This window comes from Arcobacter sp. F155, assembly GCF_004116455.1.
GTDB lineage: Bacteria > Campylobacterota > Campylobacteria > Campylobacterales > Arcobacteraceae > Halarcobacter.
The window spans coordinates 272320-290786 of the sequence record NZ_PDJU01000002.1; the positions used below are offsets into that span (position 1 = coordinate 272320).

The 18467-nt window shown below is 28.3% G+C and carries 17 protein-coding genes and 1 pseudogene; 9 read left to right on the forward strand and 9 right to left on the reverse strand.

All coding sequences use genetic code 11. The features are described from left to right. Positions 1-4 precede the first annotated feature (4 nt). The 6 genes from CRV03_RS03830 to CRV03_RS03855 are packed head-to-tail and all read left to right on the forward strand — an operon-like array spanning position 5 to position 6516. Positions 5-1945 carry a thioredoxin domain-containing protein gene (locus CRV03_RS03830; protein ID WP_129083821.1) on the forward strand — a complete coding sequence of 647 codons (1941 nt, stop codon included), beginning with the start codon at positions 5-7 and terminating at the stop codon, positions 1943-1945. Positions 1946-1973: 28 nt separating this feature from the next. Beyond that, a complete protein-coding gene (gene cmoA / locus CRV03_RS03835) occupies positions 1974-2684 on the forward strand; it encodes a carboxy-S-adenosyl-L-methionine synthase CmoA (protein ID WP_129083822.1) in 711 nt (236 codons plus the stop codon). Positions 2685-2712: 28 nt separating this feature from the next. Next, on the forward strand, positions 2713-3222 hold the full coding sequence (locus tag CRV03_RS03840; protein WP_129083823.1) for a peroxiredoxin: 510 nt from the start codon (positions 2713-2715) through the stop codon (positions 3220-3222). An 8-nt stretch (positions 3223-3230) separates the two neighbouring features. Continuing rightward, entirely contained in the window at positions 3231-4322 is a 1092-nt protein-coding gene (locus CRV03_RS03845; protein ID WP_129083824.1) for a plasminogen-binding N-terminal domain-containing protein, read from the forward strand. After that, entirely contained in the window at positions 4309-5703 is a 1395-nt protein-coding gene (locus CRV03_RS03850) for an FAD-binding oxidoreductase (RefSeq protein ID WP_129083825.1), read from the forward strand. Before CRV03_RS03845 ends, CRV03_RS03850 begins: the two co-directional genes overlap by 14 nt. 12 nt (positions 5704-5715) lie before the next feature. Then, positions 5716-6516: a YihY/virulence factor BrkB family protein gene (locus tag CRV03_RS03855; protein ID WP_129083826.1), complete on the forward strand. Its 801-nt coding sequence runs from the start codon at positions 5716-5718 to the stop codon at positions 6514-6516. Here the strand turns inward: CRV03_RS03855 and CRV03_RS03860 are convergent. The 3 genes from CRV03_RS03860 to dbpA form a co-directional block, all read right to left on the reverse strand. Then, positions 6513-7109: a pentapeptide repeat-containing protein gene (locus CRV03_RS03860; protein WP_129083827.1), complete on the reverse strand. Its 597-nt coding sequence runs from the start codon at positions 7107-7109 to the stop codon at positions 6513-6515. The genes CRV03_RS03855 and CRV03_RS03860 overlap by 4 nt on opposite strands. A 10-nt stretch (positions 7110-7119) precedes the next feature. Next, positions 7120-7506: a thioredoxin family protein gene (locus tag CRV03_RS03865; RefSeq protein ID WP_129083828.1), complete on the reverse strand. Its 387-nt coding sequence runs from the start codon at positions 7504-7506 to the stop codon at positions 7120-7122. Positions 7507-7567: 61 nt separating this feature from the next. Further along, positions 7568-8938 carry an ATP-dependent RNA helicase DbpA gene (dbpA, locus tag CRV03_RS03870; RefSeq protein ID WP_309109185.1) on the reverse strand — a complete coding sequence of 457 codons (1371 nt, stop codon included), beginning with the start codon at positions 8936-8938 and terminating at the stop codon, positions 7568-7570. Between the two features lie 159 nt (positions 8939-9097). On the opposite strand from dbpA, the pseudogene CRV03_RS03875 reads away from it, so the two are divergent. After that, positions 9098-11317, forward strand: a pseudogene (locus tag CRV03_RS03875) (methyl-accepting chemotaxis protein); the annotation flags it as partial. A 209-nt stretch (positions 11318-11526) separates the two neighbouring features. Here CRV03_RS03875 and CRV03_RS03880 read toward each other — a convergent pair. Beyond that, complete coding sequence (locus tag CRV03_RS03880) at positions 11527-12057, reverse strand: DedA family protein (RefSeq protein WP_129083831.1); 531 nt, start codon at positions 12055-12057, stop codon at positions 11527-11529. A 291-nt stretch (positions 12058-12348) separates the two neighbouring features. Here CRV03_RS03880 and CRV03_RS03885 point away from each other — a divergent pair, with 291 nt between their 5' ends. Then, complete coding sequence (locus CRV03_RS03885; RefSeq protein ID WP_164968611.1) at positions 12349-13494, forward strand: EAL domain-containing protein; 1146 nt, start codon at positions 12349-12351, stop codon at positions 13492-13494. Beyond that, complete coding sequence (locus CRV03_RS03890; protein ID WP_129083833.1) at positions 13491-14288, forward strand: diguanylate cyclase domain-containing protein; 798 nt, start codon at positions 13491-13493, stop codon at positions 14286-14288. Before CRV03_RS03885 ends, CRV03_RS03890 begins: the two co-directional genes overlap by 4 nt. Here CRV03_RS03890 and CRV03_RS03895 read toward each other — a convergent pair. From CRV03_RS03895 to CRV03_RS03915, 5 genes are read right to left on the reverse strand one after another with little or no spacing between them, the layout of a single operon-like run. Continuing rightward, positions 14285-15202, reverse strand: coding sequence for a biotin-dependent carboxyltransferase family protein (locus CRV03_RS03895; RefSeq protein ID WP_129083834.1), 918 nt, complete (start codon positions 15200-15202; stop codon positions 14285-14287). The two genes, CRV03_RS03890 and CRV03_RS03895, sit on opposite strands and share 4 nt — an antisense overlap. Further along, entirely contained in the window at positions 15199-15876 is a 678-nt protein-coding gene (gene pxpB, locus CRV03_RS03900) for a 5-oxoprolinase subunit PxpB (protein ID WP_129083835.1), read from the reverse strand. The genes CRV03_RS03895 and pxpB overlap by 4 nt, the downstream gene beginning before the upstream one ends. Continuing rightward, positions 15877-16626, reverse strand: coding sequence for a 5-oxoprolinase subunit PxpA (locus CRV03_RS03905; RefSeq protein WP_129083836.1), 750 nt, complete (start codon positions 16624-16626; stop codon positions 15877-15879). 27 nt (positions 16627-16653) lie between these two features. After that, complete coding sequence (locus tag CRV03_RS03910; protein WP_129083837.1) at positions 16654-17988, reverse strand: TRAP transporter large permease; 1335 nt, start codon at positions 17986-17988, stop codon at positions 16654-16656. Further along, entirely contained in the window at positions 17981-18463 is a 483-nt protein-coding gene (locus CRV03_RS03915; RefSeq protein WP_129083838.1) for a TRAP transporter small permease subunit, read from the reverse strand. Before CRV03_RS03915 ends, CRV03_RS03910 begins: the two co-directional genes overlap by 8 nt. Between the last annotated feature and the right edge of the window lie 4 nt (positions 18464-18467).

The following is an 18467-nucleotide window of genomic DNA, read 5'->3' on the forward strand; positions in this document are numbered from 1 at the left end:
CTTTATGAAAAAGATATTTTTACAACAAATTATTCTTTTTATATTTTTAATAGAATTTTCCTTTGCTAGTAGCACTACAAAAGAGATTGCAAATGAACTTGTAAAGGAAGACTCTTTTTATTTAAAACAACACTCTACTAATCCAATTTTTTGGCAACCATTCCATGAAAACCTATTTAATAAAGCAAAAAAACAAAATAAACTAATCTTTTTATCAATAGGATATAGTACTTGTCATTGGTGCCATGAAATGAATAGAGAGTCTTTTTCAGATATTGAAGTTGCAAGGATTTTAAATAAACACTATATTAGTATAAAAGTTGATAAAGAAGAGCTTCCACAAATAGATTTTAAATACCAAGAGAAATATAGAGAATTTAAAAATAAAAATGGAGGCTGGCCTTTAACTGTCATTTTAAACCATAAAAAGCAGATTGTTTTTTTAGGAACTTATCTTCCAAAAAACAGTTTAAATGAAACAGTTGGGCTAATTGAAACACTACAAAAGTATGCCAAACAAAATGAAAAGAATAGTTTAAAAATTTTGAAGAAAAGCAATCAAAATATAAAGAAAACTATCTCAAATCACGAAGAAGCTTTTGTAAAAACTATGCTTGAAAGATATGATGAGAAATTTCATGGTTTTGATAAGCAAAATAAATTTCCTCTAACTTCTCATTTAAATTTTCTTTTTGATTTACACCTCTTAAATAAAGATGAAACTCTTAAAACAATTGTTTTAAATACAAGTAAAACTTTAATAAACAATGCTTTACAAGACCATATACAAGGTGGTTTTTATAGATACTCAGTAAATCAAAACTTCACCTTTCCTCACTTTGAAAAGATGCTTTATACCCAAGCAGAACTCTTAGCTCTTTTTTACAGACTCTATTTAAATACAAAAGATGAAACCTATTTAAAAGCTATTAAAAATACAATTGCTTTTACAAATAAGTATTTACAAAATAAACAAAGCCTTTTTTATAGTGCAGTAGATGCAAAGGAAAAATACTATTTATATGATTATGAAAAGTTATATAGTTTTTTAGAAGAAAATGAGTTTGAAAATATTGAAGAAGAACTAGAAAAAATTGCTTTTGATGAGTTTGGAAATCTAAGCAATAACCTAAATCTCGTAAAAAAAGAGATTCTAAACAAAGATTTAAAAGCTTTACTAAAAGAGTTTAGAGAAAAAGAAAACTTTCCTTTTATCGATAAAAAGATTATCACTTCTTGGAATGCCATGATGATAAGCTCACTATTTAAAATTTCTACTTTAGATAAAAACTATTTAAAACAAGCTATTAACTCCCTTGATTCTTTACTTAAAAATCTTTATGTAAAAAATACACTTTACCATCAAAAAGTAGAAAATAAAACTCCTTTGCAAGAAGCTTTATTAGAAGATTATGTATTTTTAAGTGAGGCTTTAATAAACGCTTTTTTAAAAACCTATGAAAATAAATATTTAGACCTAGCCAAAAAATTATCCTTTTTTGTAAATGAGAATTTCTATAAAGATAAAACTTGGTTTTATGATAAAGAAAAAAACTACAAAGCCTATTTTAGTGATAGACATTATAGTTCCCCTATTTCTATACATCTAAACAATCTATATTCAATAGCAAACCTAAACTATGATTTAAAACTTTTAGAGAGTACTAAAATAAAAATTCAAGAACAGAAACAAAAAATACTAAATGATATTTCAAGGTTTCCAAATGCACTAAGACTATTTACAAGAATAAAACATCAAGATGTAATTTTAAAAACTAATAAAAATAATCTTTTAAAAAATAAAAAGCTTATAGAAACAATAAAATATCCTTACCTTTTAACTCAAGTAGAAAATACAAAAAACTATCTTGCCTGCGACGAAAAAACTTGTTTTTACTATGATATTGATTTAAATAAAGTAATTGAATCAATTGATAAATTATAATTAAACTTCATTTAGCTAAAATATCTCTATGACAGATAAGGTATTTGAAAAATCAATAACAAAACAATTTGAGTTTGATGAAGAAGTAGCATCAGTATTTGACGATATGTTAAATCGTTCTGTTCCTTTTTATAAAGAGATGCAACGATTAACAATAAATTTTGCTCTAAACTATTTAGAAGACGATGATACTGTGTATGACTTAGGATGTTCTACAGCTTCGACGCTAATAGAACTATCAAAGCATACTTCTAAAAAATTAAACTTAATAGGTATAGATAACTCTCCTGCAATGCTTGCAAGAGCAGCTAATAAGTGTAAAGCTTTTGGAGTAGATATTAAACTTCTAAATGAAGATTTACATACTATTGATTATCCAAATGCAAAACTAATCATCTCTAACTATACACTTCAATTTATAAGACCTCTTCAAAGAGAAAAACTAGTTAAAAAAATATATCAAGCCCTAGAACCTGGTGGTGTTTTTATTTTTAGTGAAAAAGTAATTTCATCTGATAAAGTTTTAGGAAAACAATACATTGATGAGTATTATGAATTTAAGAAGACTCAAGGCTATAGTGAATATGAGATTTCTCAAAAAAGAGAAGCGTTAGAAAATGTGCTTATACCTTATACGGATGAAGAAAACAAAAAAATGATACTTGATGCAGGATTTGAACATTGTGAAACACTTTTCAAATGGGTAAATTTTGCTACATTTATTGCAATAAAAAAATAAATATATATAGATTTTAAAGGAGACTATTATGTTAGAAGTTGGACAAGTAGCACCAGACTTTTGTGCACCAAACCAAGATGATATTGAAATTTGTTCTAGAGACTTAAAAGGTAAATGGATTGTATTATACTTCTACCCAAGAGATTTAACTCCAGGTTGTACAAATGAAGCTTGTGACTTTACAGCTGCTGAACCTGAGTTTGATGACTTAGATGCAATTATCTTAGGAGTTAGTCCTGACGATAGTGCAAAACATAGAAAATTTATTGAAAAATATGACCTATCTATTACTTTATTAGCTGATACTGATAAAAAAATGTGTGAAGACTATGGAGTATGGCAACTTAAAAAATTTATGGGAAGAGAAAACATGGGTGTAGTAAGAAGTACATTCATTATTAACCCAGAAGGAAAAATTGCAGAGATCTGGGAAAAAGTAAATGTTAGAAAGAAAAAAACTGTAAAAGGTGAAAAGATTGAAGTTTTACACTCTGATGTAGTAAAACAAAGACTTCAAGAACTTCAACAAGCAAACTAAGGAAAACAATGAAACTATTATCTAAAACTTTAATTGCAGCAATATCTACTTTTGTATTAGCACAAGGATTAAGTGCTCAAACTACAATTTGTTATAAAAAAGATTGGAAATCTCCTTCTACTATTGAAACAACAAAGCTTGAAGGTGGAGAATGTAAAGGTGAACTTTCATTTGCACAAATGAAAAAAAATGGTTGGAAATTAAAAGATTTAAAAATCGAAAATGGAGAGAAAGGTTTAAACTATATTTATGTTTTAACGGATAAAGAGTTAATCTCAATTGATAACGCAAAATTCATGGAAAACAAATATACAAAACTAGAATATAATCCAATTACTACAAGAATCTCTGATATTAATGGAGATACTGCATCTATAAATGTAGGAAACCTAAGAGTTGGGCAAAGTGCAATTATTGAGCATACTTATAAAAATGGTAAATCACTTATTGTAGCAAATGCTTATGTTACAGACTCAAATGCAAATGGTTCAACACTAAAAATTATTCCATTTTTAGATATTAAGCAAAATGCAATCCCTACTTCAACTAGAAAGCCTGTAAATGGAGATAAAGTAATAGTTAATTATTTATATGATTCATCTATGATTATTGCTCCTTCACAAGATGCATTTTTAGCTACAAGAGAAAAATACAAAGACAATGACTTTTTACATGCTGATATTTTTGCTGCAAAACTAAAAGTTCAAGGTGAACCATTACCTTCAAAAGAGACTATTCAAGAGTTTGCTGCAACTCAAAATATTGGGACTATTTTCTTTGTAATTGGAAGTACTACTTATATTGTAGATAGTAAAACATTTGCTATTTTAGAAAAAGGTTCACTTTCATATAACTTTACACAAGATGAAAAAATGCCATTTTATACAAGAATTGAAAAGATTGAAAAAAATGCATTTGATTCTGTGTTAGATTATGAAAACTGGTTAGGATTCTTAAAAACTTTCTTAGGTGATGATGAAAGAACTGAAGAACAAATTTTATTAGAAGATGAACTTGAATCTGGTGCTTTACAAGTTAAAGGTGAGATTTATAACAACTATTACAAAACAATTTTAGGTTTAAAAGATGCAGCTAAATAAAGAACATATTGAATATTTTAAATCTATTGTAGGTGAAGAGAATGTTAAAGCTGACAAAGCACATTTAATCGCTTACTGCTATGATGCAACAAAAGAGAGATTTGAGCCAGATGCAGTTGTTTTTCCTAGAGATGAGCAAGATATCTCAAAAGTACTAAAATATTGTAATGACAATGAAATAGTAATTGTACCAAGAGGTGCAGGAAGTGGTTTCACAGGTGGTTCTTTACCAGCTAATGGTGGAATTATCCTTTCATTAGAAAGACATATGAATAAACTACTTGAAATTGATATGGAAAATATGGTTGGAGTTGTTCAACCAGGACTTATTAATATGGAGTTCCAAAAAGCTGTTGAAAAAGTAGGACTATTTTATCCGCCAGACCCAGCAAGTGAAGAGTACTCTACTTTAGGTGGAAATGTATCTGAAAATGCAGGTGGAATGAGAGCTGCTAAATATGGAATTACAAAAGATTATGTAGTTGCATTAAGAGCTGTTTTACCAAATGGAGAGATAATCACTGCTGGTAAGAAAACAATTAAAGATGTTGCAGGATATAACACTGCAGGTATTTTAATTGCTAGTGAAGGAACTCTTGCTGTTATTACAGAGATTACTTTAAAACTAATTCCTAAACCAAAATTCAAGCAAACATATATGGGTGTTTTCCCTGATGTAAATAAAGCTATGAATGCAGTATTTAAATCACTTGCTGCTGGTGCAAATCCTGTTGCTATGGAGTTTTTAGATGCTCTTGTAATTAAAGCATTAAAACAAAAGTTTCCTCAAATTGAACTTCCTGAAAATGCAGGAGGAATCTTAGTTGGTGATGTTGATGGTTCAAGCCAAGCTGAAATTGATTCACAAATAGCTACACTAAAAGAAGCATTTGCAAAATATGGTTCAATTGATTTTATTGAAGCTACAGATGAAGCCCATGGAAATCAATTATGGTTTGCAAGAAGAAATGCAAGTCCAGCAACTATGATTTATGGAACTAAGAAGTTAAATGAAGATATTTCTGTTCCAAGATCTAAACTTCCAGAAGCATTAGATTCAATCTATGCAATTGGTGAAAAATATGGTTTCAATGTTCCTTGTTTTGGACATGCAGGTGATGGAAATATTCACGTAAATGTAATGGTTAAAGATAAAACAAATGAAAAAGAGATGGAAGATGGACACAAAGCCATTGAAGAGATTTTCCAACTTGTTGTTGATATGGGTGGTACTTTATCAGGTGAACATGGAATTGGTTTATCTAAAGCACCATTTATGAACATTGCTTTTAATGATGCAGAAATAGAACTTTTCAAAAGTATCAAAAGAGCATTTGACCCTAAAAATATTTTAAATCCTTTTAAAATGGGGCTTATCTAAAAAAGAATAAAAATGGAAGAACCAGAAATTGTAAAGAGTCCAGTTAAGACCTTACTTAAAGCATTAGACTCATTTTTTAATGATGATACAACTTATTATGCAGCAAGTCTTAGCTTCTTTACAATCTTTTCCATTCTTCCAATAATAGCACTTCTTATTGCTATTATTTCAAGCTTAGATGTTGTTCAAAACTATGCTGATATATTTATCAAATATACCTTTGATATTTTAAATCCTACTCACTCAGAAGACTTTATCAAAACCTTTAAAAACTATATCTCAAACTCAAATAAACTAGGTTGGTTAGGGATTTTGTATATGTTGTTTGTATTTATTATGTTTTTTAAAGATTATGAATATATAGTAAATAAAATACATCATGCAAAAAGAAAACCTCTATTGGCTTCATTTTTCTTTTACCTGTTTTTCTTAGTTACTTTACCTTTAATGTTAGCTGCACTTAATATTGCTCTATCCTTTTATGATAATACAATTTTTAACTGGCTGATTACTTTTTCATTTGCTTGGTTAGTATTTTTTGGACTTTTTAAACTTAGTGTAAATAGATTTGTTCATACAAGAGCAGCTGCTATTTCATCACTATTTACTTTAGTAGTACTTTCTATTACTAAAAACCTTTTTATCTACTATGTTGTTTATAATAAAACATATACAACGATTTATGGTTCTTTAGCTATTTTACTATTTTCATTTTTTTGGATTTATATTTCTTGGGTGATTTATTTATATGGAATAAAAATGTGTCACAAACTAAATATACAACAACTTAGCAAAGGGGTAAAGAAAGATTAATCTTCACACCTATTTTCATAAGCTAAAGCTTCTTCTTTTTCTAAGTATTCACACTTCTGTTTTGATAATATTGAGTTAGAGACTTTTGCATTCCAAAAAATAGCTCCATCAATTTTTAAATCTGTAAAATTAACAGAATCAAATATAGAATATGCAGCCCCTGCATTTGAAAAATCTACATTATCAAAGCTTGTATCTAAAAATTTTGTTGCCCAAAGAGATAAGTTTTCACACTTAAGGTTTTCCAGTGTCGCATTTGAAAGGTTTGCACCTTTTAAAATTGTATTATCACATTGAACATTGATTAGAATAGAAGCTTCAAGGTTAGAAGCTCTTAGATTTGTATTATTTAGGTTTGCGTTTTCTAATGTTGTACCCCAAAGATTTGATTTAAGTAAATTTGAGTTTTGAAAGTTTACACCTGTTAGGTTGGCACCTACAAGATTTGAGTTTTGCAAATCTTTATTACTAAGGTTTGCCATTGATAAGTCACACTCTTCACAAGATTTTGTTGATAAATACTTCTCTAAATCTTCTTGATTATATGAATACAAACTGGAGATAAGCAAAATAATTAAAATAAAATATTTCATAAAGTATCCTTTATTTATCTACTTTTTTTAATACTGATAAAAACTCTTTTTCTCTCATACCACCTAAACTTTTATCAAGTAAAGTCATAGTTCGAGCATCTACAAAAAAGAAGCTAGGTATTCCAATAAATTTAAAAGGAAGCTCTTTTTTATTTTCATTTATATCCATCACTACAGATACAAAGTTTTTATTTGCATAAGAACTAACTTCTTTGTCTTTAAAAACCTTTTTCTTCATGTAATTGCACTCAGGACAAGTAGGAGTTGAATACATAATCATTAATGGTCTATTCTTTTTAATAGCTTCTTCTTTTGCTTCTTGTAAAGAACTTTCAAAGTTAATACTAGAAGAAAAAACAAATGTAACAAAAAACAATAATAAAGATAATATTTTCATAATAGTCTCCTTTGTAAAAATAGTATTAGATTCTATCTTAAACTCGTCATAAACAGAAGAATTACTTAATATAGCATTTAATATATTTTCCCTTTATTTTATTTTTACAAAGTCCTTCATAAGCCCTATCAATATACTCTTTTTTAATTGCAACATATGAAACAAACTCTAAAATATCAATTTTTCCTATTGCATCTTTTGGTAAACCAATTCCAGCAGTTAATGCTCCTAAAATATCCCCTGCTCTAACTTTGTGTTTTTTTCCACCATTTATAAAAAGTGTTCTAAAATCACAGTCAATTTCATAATTGCAAGCTTCTATTTCTTCTTTTTTACCAAAAATTAAATCATCAAATCTTTCTTCTAACATATCTAATTTATATTTTGAGTCTTCATCATAAAATGATATTGCTAAACCTTTTTTTCCAGCTCTAGCAGTTCTTCCTATTCTATGGATATGAGTCTTTACATCTTTTGCTAAATCATAATTAATAACTAAATCAATATCATCAATATCTAAACCTCTTGATGCAACATCAGTTGCTACTAAAACAGGATAAGACTTGTTTGAAAACATAATAATAGTCTCATCCCTTTCTCTTTGGTCTAAATCAGAATGTAATGTTAAAACATCAATATCATTTTCATAAAGAATATCTGCTAATTCATCACATTTAACCTTTGTATTACAAAAAATCAATACACTTTTAGCTTCTCTTGATTCAATAAGAGAAGGAATTAATAAATCTTTTTCTCCCTCACTTGCTTCATAAAGAGTTTGATTAATAACTTGTTTTTCATGGACTGAATTATCTTCTATAAAAACAGGTTCATTTGTAATCAAACTTGCTAACTTTTCAATATCCTCTTCGTAAGTAGCTGAAAAAAGCATAGTTTGTCTATTTTTTGGAATTGCCTCAACTACTTTTATAATATCTTCATAAAAGCCCATATCAAGCATTTTATCTGCTTCATCTAATACAAGCATTTCTAAATCGCTTAAATCAATTTTTGTTTCAAAAATATGTTGAAGTATTCGTCCAGGAGTAGCAACTACAATATGAGCACCATGTCTTAATGAAGCTACTTGAGGCTTATAAGGAACTCCACCACATAAAGTTAAAACCTTTACATTATGAATATGCCTACTAACTTTTCTAATTTCTTGTGCAATTTGATTTGCTAATTCTCTTGTTGGAGCTAATACTAAAGACTGAATTGTAAACTTTCTTACTTTCAATTTTTTTACAATTGGAATAGAAAAAGAGACAGTTTTTCCAGAACCTGTTTTTGCTTGTGCAATTAAATCTTTTCCCTCTAAGGAAATAGGTAAAGACTTTTCCTGTATTTTGGTCATTTCTTTATAGTTTAGAGAGTCTAAGTTTTCTAAAAACTTTTCTGGTAATTTTAGTTCATTAAATTTTTTGATGATAACCTCTTTTTAAATACATTATAACTAAATTATTATAAATGTAATAAAATTATATTTTTGCTTTGTTACAATTTAAATTATATTAAAGTATAAATATTATAAGCTTTTTATAATTTTGTGAAAATTATTTTCATATCATCATACCTCAAAGGAGACAGGATGCTTTCAAAAATGTCTATTAAGCAAAAGCTTATTTTAATAATGTCAATACCACTTTGTATTGTAATACTATTAGCGGCAAAACTTGGTTACAACTCTTTTATGTACTATAATAATTTAAAGAGTTTAGATAATGTAATTATATTATCAACAAAAATTGGTGCACTAGTGCATGAAACTCAAAAAGAAAGAGGGATGACAGCTGGTTATTTAGGGAGTAAAGGAAATAAATTCCACGATAAATTACCAAATCAAAGAGACCTTACAAACAATAGACTTTCTGAAATGAAAAGTTTCCTATCTACTTTTGATGCTTCTATGTATGGAAAAGAGTTTAATAACAATCTAGAAAAGAGTTTAGATATGTTAACAAACCTTTCAAATATTAGATCAAATGTTACAGGATTAAATATCCAAACTTCTAAAGCGATTGGATACTATACAGGAGTTAATACTTCTTTATTAAATACTATTAGTAGTATTTCAAAACTTTCTACTAATGCAAAAGTTTCGCAAGATATCATTGCATACTTAAACTTCTTATTATCAAAAGAGAGAGCCGGAATTGAAAGAGCAGTAGGTACAAATACTTTTGCTAGAGATAACTTCGGTGAAGGAATGAAAGCAAAATTCTATACTCTTATTGCAGCTCAAAATGCATACATGGATGCCTTCTTAAAAGTATCTGATGATTCATCAAAAGAGTTTTATAACAATACTGTAAAAGGTAAACCAGTTGAAGAAGTAAATAGAATGAGAGAGGTTGCTTTATTCAAAGGTTTAGATTCAAACTTTGGAGTTGACTCTTCTTATTGGTTTAGTACAATTACAAATAAAATCAATCTTCTAAAAGAAGTAGAAAACTACCTTGCTGAACATCTTATAAAAACTATTGATGAAGAGATGAGTAATGCTACTTTTGAAGTTATTCTTTTTGGTATTTTAAGTGCTATTGGTATTATTTTAACTCTTGTATTAGCAAGAACAATTGCCTTTACAATTCTTTTAGATGTTGACCAAGTTAGAAAAGGTTTAGATGACTTTTTTGCCTTTATTAACTACGAAAAAGATGATATTCATTTAGAAGTTGTTGAATCAGATGATGAACTAGGAAGAATGTCTAAACTTATTAATGAAAATATTAATAAAACAAAAGCAAATATTCAAGCAGATAGAAACCTTATTTCAAATACTATTGAAGTTGCAAATAAGATTAATAAAGGTCACTTAGATACTAGAATTACAAGTGATTCTAATAACCCTGCATTAAGTGAACTTAAAAATATTATTAATGAAATGCTTCATACTCTAAATGAAAACTTTGAGAATATTATGAAAGTTCTTAACTCTTACTCTAAACTAGACTTTAGACCACAACTTGAAGAGAATGATTTAGAAGGTATTATTAAAGAGCTTGAAGATGATGTAAATATTTTAAGAAATGTAATCACTGAGACGTTAATTGAAAACAAAAGAAGTGGTTTAATCCTAAGTCAAAATGCAAATACATTAACTAGAAATATGGATGAAATTGCTAATGCTGCAAATAGTCAAGCTGCTTCATTAGAAGAGACAGCTGCTGCACTTGAAGAGATTACTTCAAATATTAAAAGTAACTCAGAAACTACAGTAAAAATGGCAGAATATGGAGATAAAGTTAAACACTCTGTATTAACAGGTCAAGAATTAGCAAATAATACTGCAAAATCTATGGAAGATATAAATGAGCAAACTACTGCAATTAATGAAGCAATTACAGTAATTGATCAAATTGCATTCCAAACAAATATTCTATCTCTTAATGCAGCAGTTGAAGCAGCTACTGCTGGTGAAGCTGGAAAAGGTTTCGCAGTTGTTGCAGGGGAAGTTAGAAACTTAGCAAATAGATCAGCTGAAGCAGCAAAAGAGATTAAAGATTTAGTTGAAAATGCACAGTTGAAAACAAATGAAGGTAAGAAAATTGCTTCTAATATGATTAATGGTTATGAAGAGCTTAATGCTAATATTTCAAGTACTATTGATTTAATTGATGATGTTACAACTGCAAGTAAAGAGCAATCAGCAGGTATGGTACAAATCAATGATGTTGTAAATAACCTAGATAAAATCACTCAAGAAAATGCACAAAATGCTTCACAAGCAGATACTATTGCACAAAAAACCTTAGAGATTTCAAATATGATTATTGACCATGCAGATGCAAAAGAGTTTGATGGAAAAGATGATATAAAAATCAGAAAAAGTACAACTGACCTTTCATACAATGGAAATGAAAAAAGAAGTATTGAAAAAACTATGAGAAAAGAGCACACTCATGTAAAACAAAGACAAGCTCCTATTAAACCTAAAAAAGAAGCTACAGTAATTAGTAGCTCAAATGATGATAGTGACGAGTGGGAAAGCTTCTAAGCTTTCCTATCTCAAAAAAATTAAACCCTTTTGAAAAGGTAAGTTACAGCTATTAAAATAGCAGCAACAATTGCAATTCCTACATACTTAAACTCTTCTGTACTATTTAAAATATATTCACCAGCCGTATAACTTGCAAATCCAACGATACAAGCCCAAAGCATAGTAGCAACAGCATTAAATACAACAAACTTCGTTGAAGAGTATTTTGTAAGTCCCATTGCTAAAGGAATTAAAGTCTTTATTCCATAAATATATTTTTGAAGGATAACAACAAAAGAACCATACTTTCTCATAAGAACATGAGCTAAAGCAACTTTTCTTCCATACTTCTTCATCATATCTTTTGCATAAGACTTATTTTGTCTTGCAAGAGTAAATAAAAATTGGTCACCTAAAAAGTTTGAGATACCAGCTACTAATATTGCAATATAAATATTTAAATCACCTGCGTAAGATAATACACCTGCAATAACTAGTCCTACAAATCCCCCACCAAAAGAGTATGCAAAAAGAGCAATATATCCCCATTCCCTAATAAATTCTTCCACTTAAAAGCCTTAATAAATATTTAGATAAAGGTAAGATTTTTTGCCTTTACTATTTGGACGTGATTTTAACTAAAGTATCATAAATTAAGGGTTATTATACATAGTGTATAATCAATATTACATTTATCACAATTTTAACAACTTTTTTTACCATTTTGACTTTTATTAAAGAGTTTATCTTATATACTTAATAATCAAAATCAAGAAGGCCAAATGTCCATATACAATAGTTTATGCAAATATTTTTATAAAAATAATATTAAGACAACTTTTTTAATTGATATTTTGTATATGAAAGATATCAATGCTGTCTATGGATTTGATAATGGCGACTACATAATAAAGCAATTAAAAAGACTTTTAACTTCAAATATTAAAAATGAAATCCTTTTCAATCTTGAGAGAAAACTTAACATAACAGTTGAAAATACTCATGTTGATGTTTTTAATTTAATAATTTATGATGACCTATCAAAAATAGAAGTTGTTGAAATTAAAAATATCATATTTAATACAATTATCTCTCACCAATTCTCACTTTTAAACTCCGACCTTACAATTGATATTGATATAACAATTGGTTGTTCTAAAGGAAAAGGTAAAGAGTTGTTAGTTTATGCTGAAAAAGCTTTACATAATGCAAAAATGAACTACATAAATTTTATGTATTATGATGCAAATCTTTATAAAAATCATTTTGAAAATAGAGAGCTTCTATCAATTCTTAGAAAAAACATTGAAGAGAAAACTGTTGAACCATTTTTTCAAGCAATACAAGATAATAATTCAAAAGAGAATATTAAATATGAAGCATTAATGAGAATTTATGACCATGAAGGTGAAGTTCTAATGCCTGCTGTATTTATTGATAAATCAAGGAAATACAGGCTCTTTAATAAACTTATGGAAGTAATGATTCTAAAAGTAATTGAGTATATTAAAAGATACAAAATTAATGTAAGTATAAATTTAGACTACAATGATATTCTAAACCCTTCAATGAAAGAGTTAATTATTGAAAATATTAAAAACAATGATATTGGTAAATACTTAACAATTGAAATTTTAGAAAGCAAAAAAATATCAAACTACTATTTGGTAAATGAGTTTATTAGAGACTTAAAAAACTATAATGTTTCTATTGCCATTGATGACTTTGGAAGTGGCTTTTCTAACTATGAACACATATTAAATATCAATACTGATTACATTAAACTTGATGGAAGTTTGATTAAAAAACTTGATGAAGATGTTTATTATAATCTTGTAAAAAGTATTGTTCTGTTTGCTAAAGAACAAAACATAAAAGTTGTAGCAGAGTTTGTAAGTGATTTAAAAATTTTAAGATATGTAAAATCACTTAATATTGATTATTCACAAGGGTATTATATAGCAAAACCGATGCCTATTAAAGAAATAATGGAAGATATGCAATGAAAGAAAAATTAAAAGAGATTACTGACTTAACAATAAATGAACTACTTGAAGAAGAAGTAATTCTTCCTTCTGAGTATTTTGAGTGTTTTGATAAACATGCAAAACTTTCAGAAATCGAGTTAAAAGATGATAGCTTTGAAAAAGAAGTTGATGAGCTACTTTTAAATGAAATTAGTAGTATAAATAACTACGTAAAAAGCGCAACAAAAAATATTGATAGTGCAGCAGCATTAACTTTAGATGCACAAAAAGCAATTGAAGAGAACAACTCATCTGCTTTAAAGAAACTATATTCACAAATAAAAGAGCTTCAAGAAGAGCTTCAAGATATGACAGAGAATATTTATAAAGACTATTTAACAAGTGCTTATAATAAAAAGTGGCTGTATCATAAGTATTTAGCTGCTAATTCTAAAATCAAAGAAGATGCTATTATCATTCTTATTGATGTGAAAGATTTTGAATATATAAAGAAAACATATAACAAGCTTATCTCAAATAACTTATTAATCTTTATCTATGAGTTTATAAATAAAGAGTTTAAAAAAGAAGATATTGATTTTGAAATTTGTAGATATTTAAGTAGTAAATTTATTATTTCAGTTAAAAACAATAACTTTAGTAGTGTTTCAAACTTAATTAAAAACACATCATCTGTTCTATTTGGAACAACACTAAAAAGTAATTCAGGGGTTATGATTAAGCCAAACTATAAGTACTCAACACTTGCAGTTAAAAAAGATGACTCTTTCCATGAAGTACTTAATTCACTTATGAAAAACCAAGAAGCTTAAAAAGAGAAAGCCTCTAAAAAGTCTACAACTTTTTCTCTTGCTTCTTTAACTTCGATTTTTTCAAATCTTATTTTACTTCCAGGTTTCATCTGAGCTAATTTAAAACAATCTATATTTAAAACTGTCCCAATCTTTGGATATCCACCTATTGTTTGTCTCTCTTTTAAAAGAACTATTGGTTTACCATCTTTAGGGATTTGAATACTTCCAAAAGCAATTGCTTCTGAAACTAGATTTGAAATAGTACACTCAATAGGCTCTCCATCAAGTTTACAAGCCATAGAGTTAAAATCAGGGGTAATAGTATAAACACTTGAAAAGAACTTTTCTACTTGCTCTTTTTCAAAGTCATCACATTGGTAAGAAAGAAGTACTCTTAAAGTTAACTCTTTTTCATATTTAGGAATAAACTTCTCTTTCCATCTTCTTTTTACAAAAGATAAATTTTCTTCAAACTCTAAGATATCATTGTTTTTAAGTTTACTTCCATCAAGACCACCAAAGCCTTCTTTCATAGATGTAGCATTACTTCCAAACTCTTTTTCAATATTAAAGCCATTTTTTACACCTAAGTAAACTCTTTGACCTTCGTGAAATTTACCTACTTTTAGTTCATCCCCTACTCTTACTTTATGTGTTTCCCAACAGTTTTTCAAAACACCGTTGATATAAAAATCACATTTAGCTCCAGTTATTGCAATAGTTGTATTCTGATGAGATTTTATAACTACACCAGCAAAAAGGATTTCAAGAAGATTTGTTTCAAGGTTATTATCTAAAAGTTTATTACAAGCATTGGCAGAATACTCATCCATAAACCCTGAATTTGTAACACCAAGATGCATGAAAGAGAATCTTCCTTTATCTTGAATAGTTGTATAAATTCCAGCTTTTACTAACTCAAAGCCTCTCATAGAGTTCCACCTTGTTTTAAAAATTCTTCTTTTGTAATGGGATTAAATTTTATTTTTGTATTAATATCTATTTGCGATAACTGTTCTAAATTTTTATCGAAAAACTCAAAAGCAGTTTTTCCAATAATATTCCAACCACCTGGGCTATCTTTTGGATAAACAGCAGTTTGAGTATCAGCAAGGGAAACACTTCCCTTTGGGATTTTCTTTCTTGGAGTTTCTAATCTTTTAGTTGCAATTTTTTCATCAACTACACCTAAATATGCAAAACCAGGTAAAAAACCAATTGTATAAACATCATAAACTTTAGAAGAGTGCAGACCTATTACCTCTTCACAAGTTATATTATTTATTGTAGCAACCCTTTGTAAGTCTAAACCTACGTCTTCACCATAATATACATCAATTTCTACAAGTTTTGAGTTTGATTCTTCATCTACTTTTATATTTTTTAGCTCTTCTTCTAAATATGTTTTAATTGTTTCAAAATCATATTTTAATAATTGGTATGAAATTAGAATTGAGCTATAAGACGGGATTATGTCAATAAAAGCTTCATTTTTTAAAGATTTTAAATGGGCATATGAAGCTTTTACTTTATTAGAGATCTCTTTTGAGATACTCTTGTCAAAATAGATAATTACAGAATCAACAGAGGCTACTTTTATTTCCATCTAACTCACTACTTTTTGTAAAGCCTGTATAAAGGCAAGGGCATTTTCACCATCACCATGAACACATACAGTATCAGCTTTTAGAAATAGTCTTTGACCATTTACACTCTCTAAGAATCCTCTATCTTTTAGATTTTGAATTCTCTCTAATACTAATAATTCATCGTGAATTACGGCATTTGGTTTTATTCTTGAAACTAAACTTCCATCGTCATTATAGTTTCTGTCTGCAAATACTTCATAGATTAAATCTATTCCATACATTTTTGCAGTGTAAGCATAAGCTTCATTATTCGGGTTTGATAAAATCATTAACCTTACATTTTTATCATATGAAGAGATTGCACTTAAAATTGCTTTGAAAATATTTTCATCTCTCATCATATCATTATATAAAGCTCCATGTGGTTTTACATAAGATACAGTTGTTCCATGAGACTTACAAAAAGCACTTAAAGCACCTAATTGATATAAAACTTTTGATTTAATCTCTTCAAGTGTACATTGGATTGATCTTCTACCAAAACCAACAAGGTCTTGGTATGAAGGATGTGCACCAATAGTTACATTATGTCTTTTTGCAAGTTCAACTGAACGATTCATTGTTAAAGGATCACTTGAATGGAATCCACAAGCAAGATTTGCCATACTAATGTACGGCATAATCTCTTCATCTGCTCCCATCTTCCAAATACCAAAGCTCTCACCCATGTCACAATTTAATCGAATATTCATTTCATTACCTTCCATTTAGATAACCTTATTTTACCAAAAATATTATTTAATCATTTGGTCTGGTAAGAAGAACACTATTTCTGGGAATACAGTAATTAATACAACAGTAACAATCATAAGGATAAAGAATGGGAATGTTGCTTTTAAAATTGTTTGTATCTTTTCATTACTAATTCCTTGAATTACAAATAGTGAGAACCCAACTGGTGGCGTAATTTGTGCCATTTCAACCATGAATACTAAGAAAATACCAAACCATAGTGGATCAAATCCAGCTAAAATGATAATTGGTAAAACAATTGGTAAAGTCATAACTACAATAGAAATAGCTTCTAAAATCATTCCTAAAATAATATACATAACACCAATTAATAAAATCAGCATCATTGGAGAAAGTCCAAGACCTGCAATAAATTCACTCATAGCTCTTGCAATTCCTAAGAATCCAATTACTTGAGAAAGGAAAACAGCACCAGCAATAATAAACCCAATCATAACAGATGTTTTAACAGAGTTTAAAAGGGCATTTTTTAGAATCTCTATTGAGATAGATTTAAAATAGAAAGCTAAGATTAAACTTCCTAATACCCCAAGAGCGGCAGCTTCAGTTGGAGTGGCAAATCCACCATAAATAGAACCTAAAACAAGTCCAATAAGTGAGAAAATTGGTGCTAAATCTTTAAATGAATTTAGTCTATCTTTAGTTGTAAATACTTCTTTTTCTTTTGGTAAAATGCTTGGATCAACCTTAGCTCTATACATGATATAAAAGGAATATAAAGATGCAAGTAAAAGACCAGGAATAAGTCCAGCAACAAATAACTTACCAATAGATACATCAGATAATACACCATAAATAATCATAATTAATGATGGAGGAATTAAATATCCTAATGTACCAGAACCAGCTAAAGAACCCATAGCCAACATTTTAGAGTATCCTCTATTTTTTAACTCTTCTAGTGTAATCTTACCAACAGTGGCAGTTGTGGCAGCAGACGAACCAGAAACAGCAGCAAATAAAGAACATGCAGCAACATTAACATGAAGTAATCCACCTGGAATAAATGCAAGCCAAGGTTTTAAACCATTTAACAATCTTGTTGAAATAGATGATTTATATAAAATCTCACCCATTAAAATAAACATTGGTAAAGCTGCAAGGGACCAAGAATTTAAGGCATCATAAAGTGAAGATGCTAATAAATCTCCAATTTTGTCATAAACAGAAATCACAGGAGGTAAGTTGTGATCAAACAGTAACATACCAATAATACCTGTTAACATTAACGAAACACCAATCCATAATGATGATAATAAAAATACAAACATTACGGCAATTAAAATAACTGATAATACTAAAGGATCACTAATCATTTGTAAATCCTTTGAAAATAAATAATACTACAGCTAACATGAACATTGTAATTCCAATAGGCATTGCAAGTTGTGTTAAATATAGTGGTGTTTCAGAAACATTTTCTGACAACATCTCTAATTCATATGAATCATAAGTAAATAAAATTGTTCTATAAAGAGCAAAAGCTAATACAGCTAATGTAATAACTGCTGCAAGAATATCAATCTTGTTATTAGTCTTTTTTGATAACCTTGAAGTAATTATGTTAATTCTTATATGCGAATCACTTGAAAAAGTATATGCTAATCCAAAGAATATAGATGCTAAATAAAAATATCCACTATACTCATCTGCAATCATTGTAGACATATCAAAAAATGCTCTAATAAAGATTTCAATAAGAATCAAAGAAACCAATGATACTAAGATAAATGCTGACAGATAAGCTCCCATTTTGGTAAGCTTATCTATAAAGTTAGAAATAAAATTCATAAGT

Excerpts from the sequence above, each read along its gene's own strand:
- CRV03_RS03860 (WP_129083827.1), bottom strand. The coding sequence starts at position 7,109 with ATGAAATATTTTATTTTAATTATTTTGCTTATCTCCAGTTTGTATTCA.
- CRV03_RS03845 (WP_129083824.1), top strand. The coding sequence starts at position 3,231 with ATGAAACTATTATCTAAAACTTTAATTGCAGCAATATCTACTTTTGTA.
- CRV03_RS03830 (WP_129083821.1), top strand. The coding sequence starts at position 5 with ATGAAAAAGATATTTTTACAACAAATTATTCTTTTTATATTTTTAATA.
- CRV03_RS03915 (WP_129083838.1), bottom strand. The coding sequence starts at position 18,463 with ATGAATTTTATTTCTAACTTTATAGATAAGCTTACCAAAATGGGAGCT.
- CRV03_RS03890 (WP_129083833.1), top strand. The coding sequence starts at position 13,491 with ATGAAAGAAAAATTAAAAGAGATTACTGACTTAACAATAAATGAACTA.
- CRV03_RS03905 (WP_129083836.1), bottom strand. The coding sequence starts at position 16,626 with ATGGAAGGTAATGAAATGAATATTCGATTAAATTGTGACATGGGTGAG.
- CRV03_RS03855 (WP_129083826.1), top strand. The coding sequence starts at position 5,716 with ATGGAAGAACCAGAAATTGTAAAGAGTCCAGTTAAGACCTTACTTAAA.
- CRV03_RS03910 (WP_129083837.1), bottom strand. The coding sequence starts at position 17,988 with ATGATTAGTGATCCTTTAGTATTATCAGTTATTTTAATTGCCGTAATG.
- CRV03_RS03865 (WP_129083828.1), bottom strand. The coding sequence starts at position 7,506 with ATGAAAATATTATCTTTATTATTGTTTTTTGTTACATTTGTTTTTTCT.
- pxpB (WP_129083835.1), bottom strand. The coding sequence starts at position 15,876 with ATGGAAATAAAAGTAGCCTCTGTTGATTCTGTAATTATCTATTTTGAC.
- CRV03_RS03850 (WP_129083825.1), top strand. The coding sequence starts at position 4,309 with ATGCAGCTAAATAAAGAACATATTGAATATTTTAAATCTATTGTAGGT.
- cmoA (WP_129083822.1), top strand. The coding sequence starts at position 1,974 with ATGACAGATAAGGTATTTGAAAAATCAATAACAAAACAATTTGAGTTT.
- CRV03_RS03840 (WP_129083823.1), top strand. The coding sequence starts at position 2,713 with ATGTTAGAAGTTGGACAAGTAGCACCAGACTTTTGTGCACCAAACCAA.
- CRV03_RS03895 (WP_129083834.1), bottom strand. The coding sequence starts at position 15,202 with ATGAGAGGCTTTGAGTTAGTAAAAGCTGGAATTTATACAACTATTCAA.
- CRV03_RS03885 (WP_164968611.1), top strand. The coding sequence starts at position 12,349 with ATGAAAGATATCAATGCTGTCTATGGATTTGATAATGGCGACTACATA.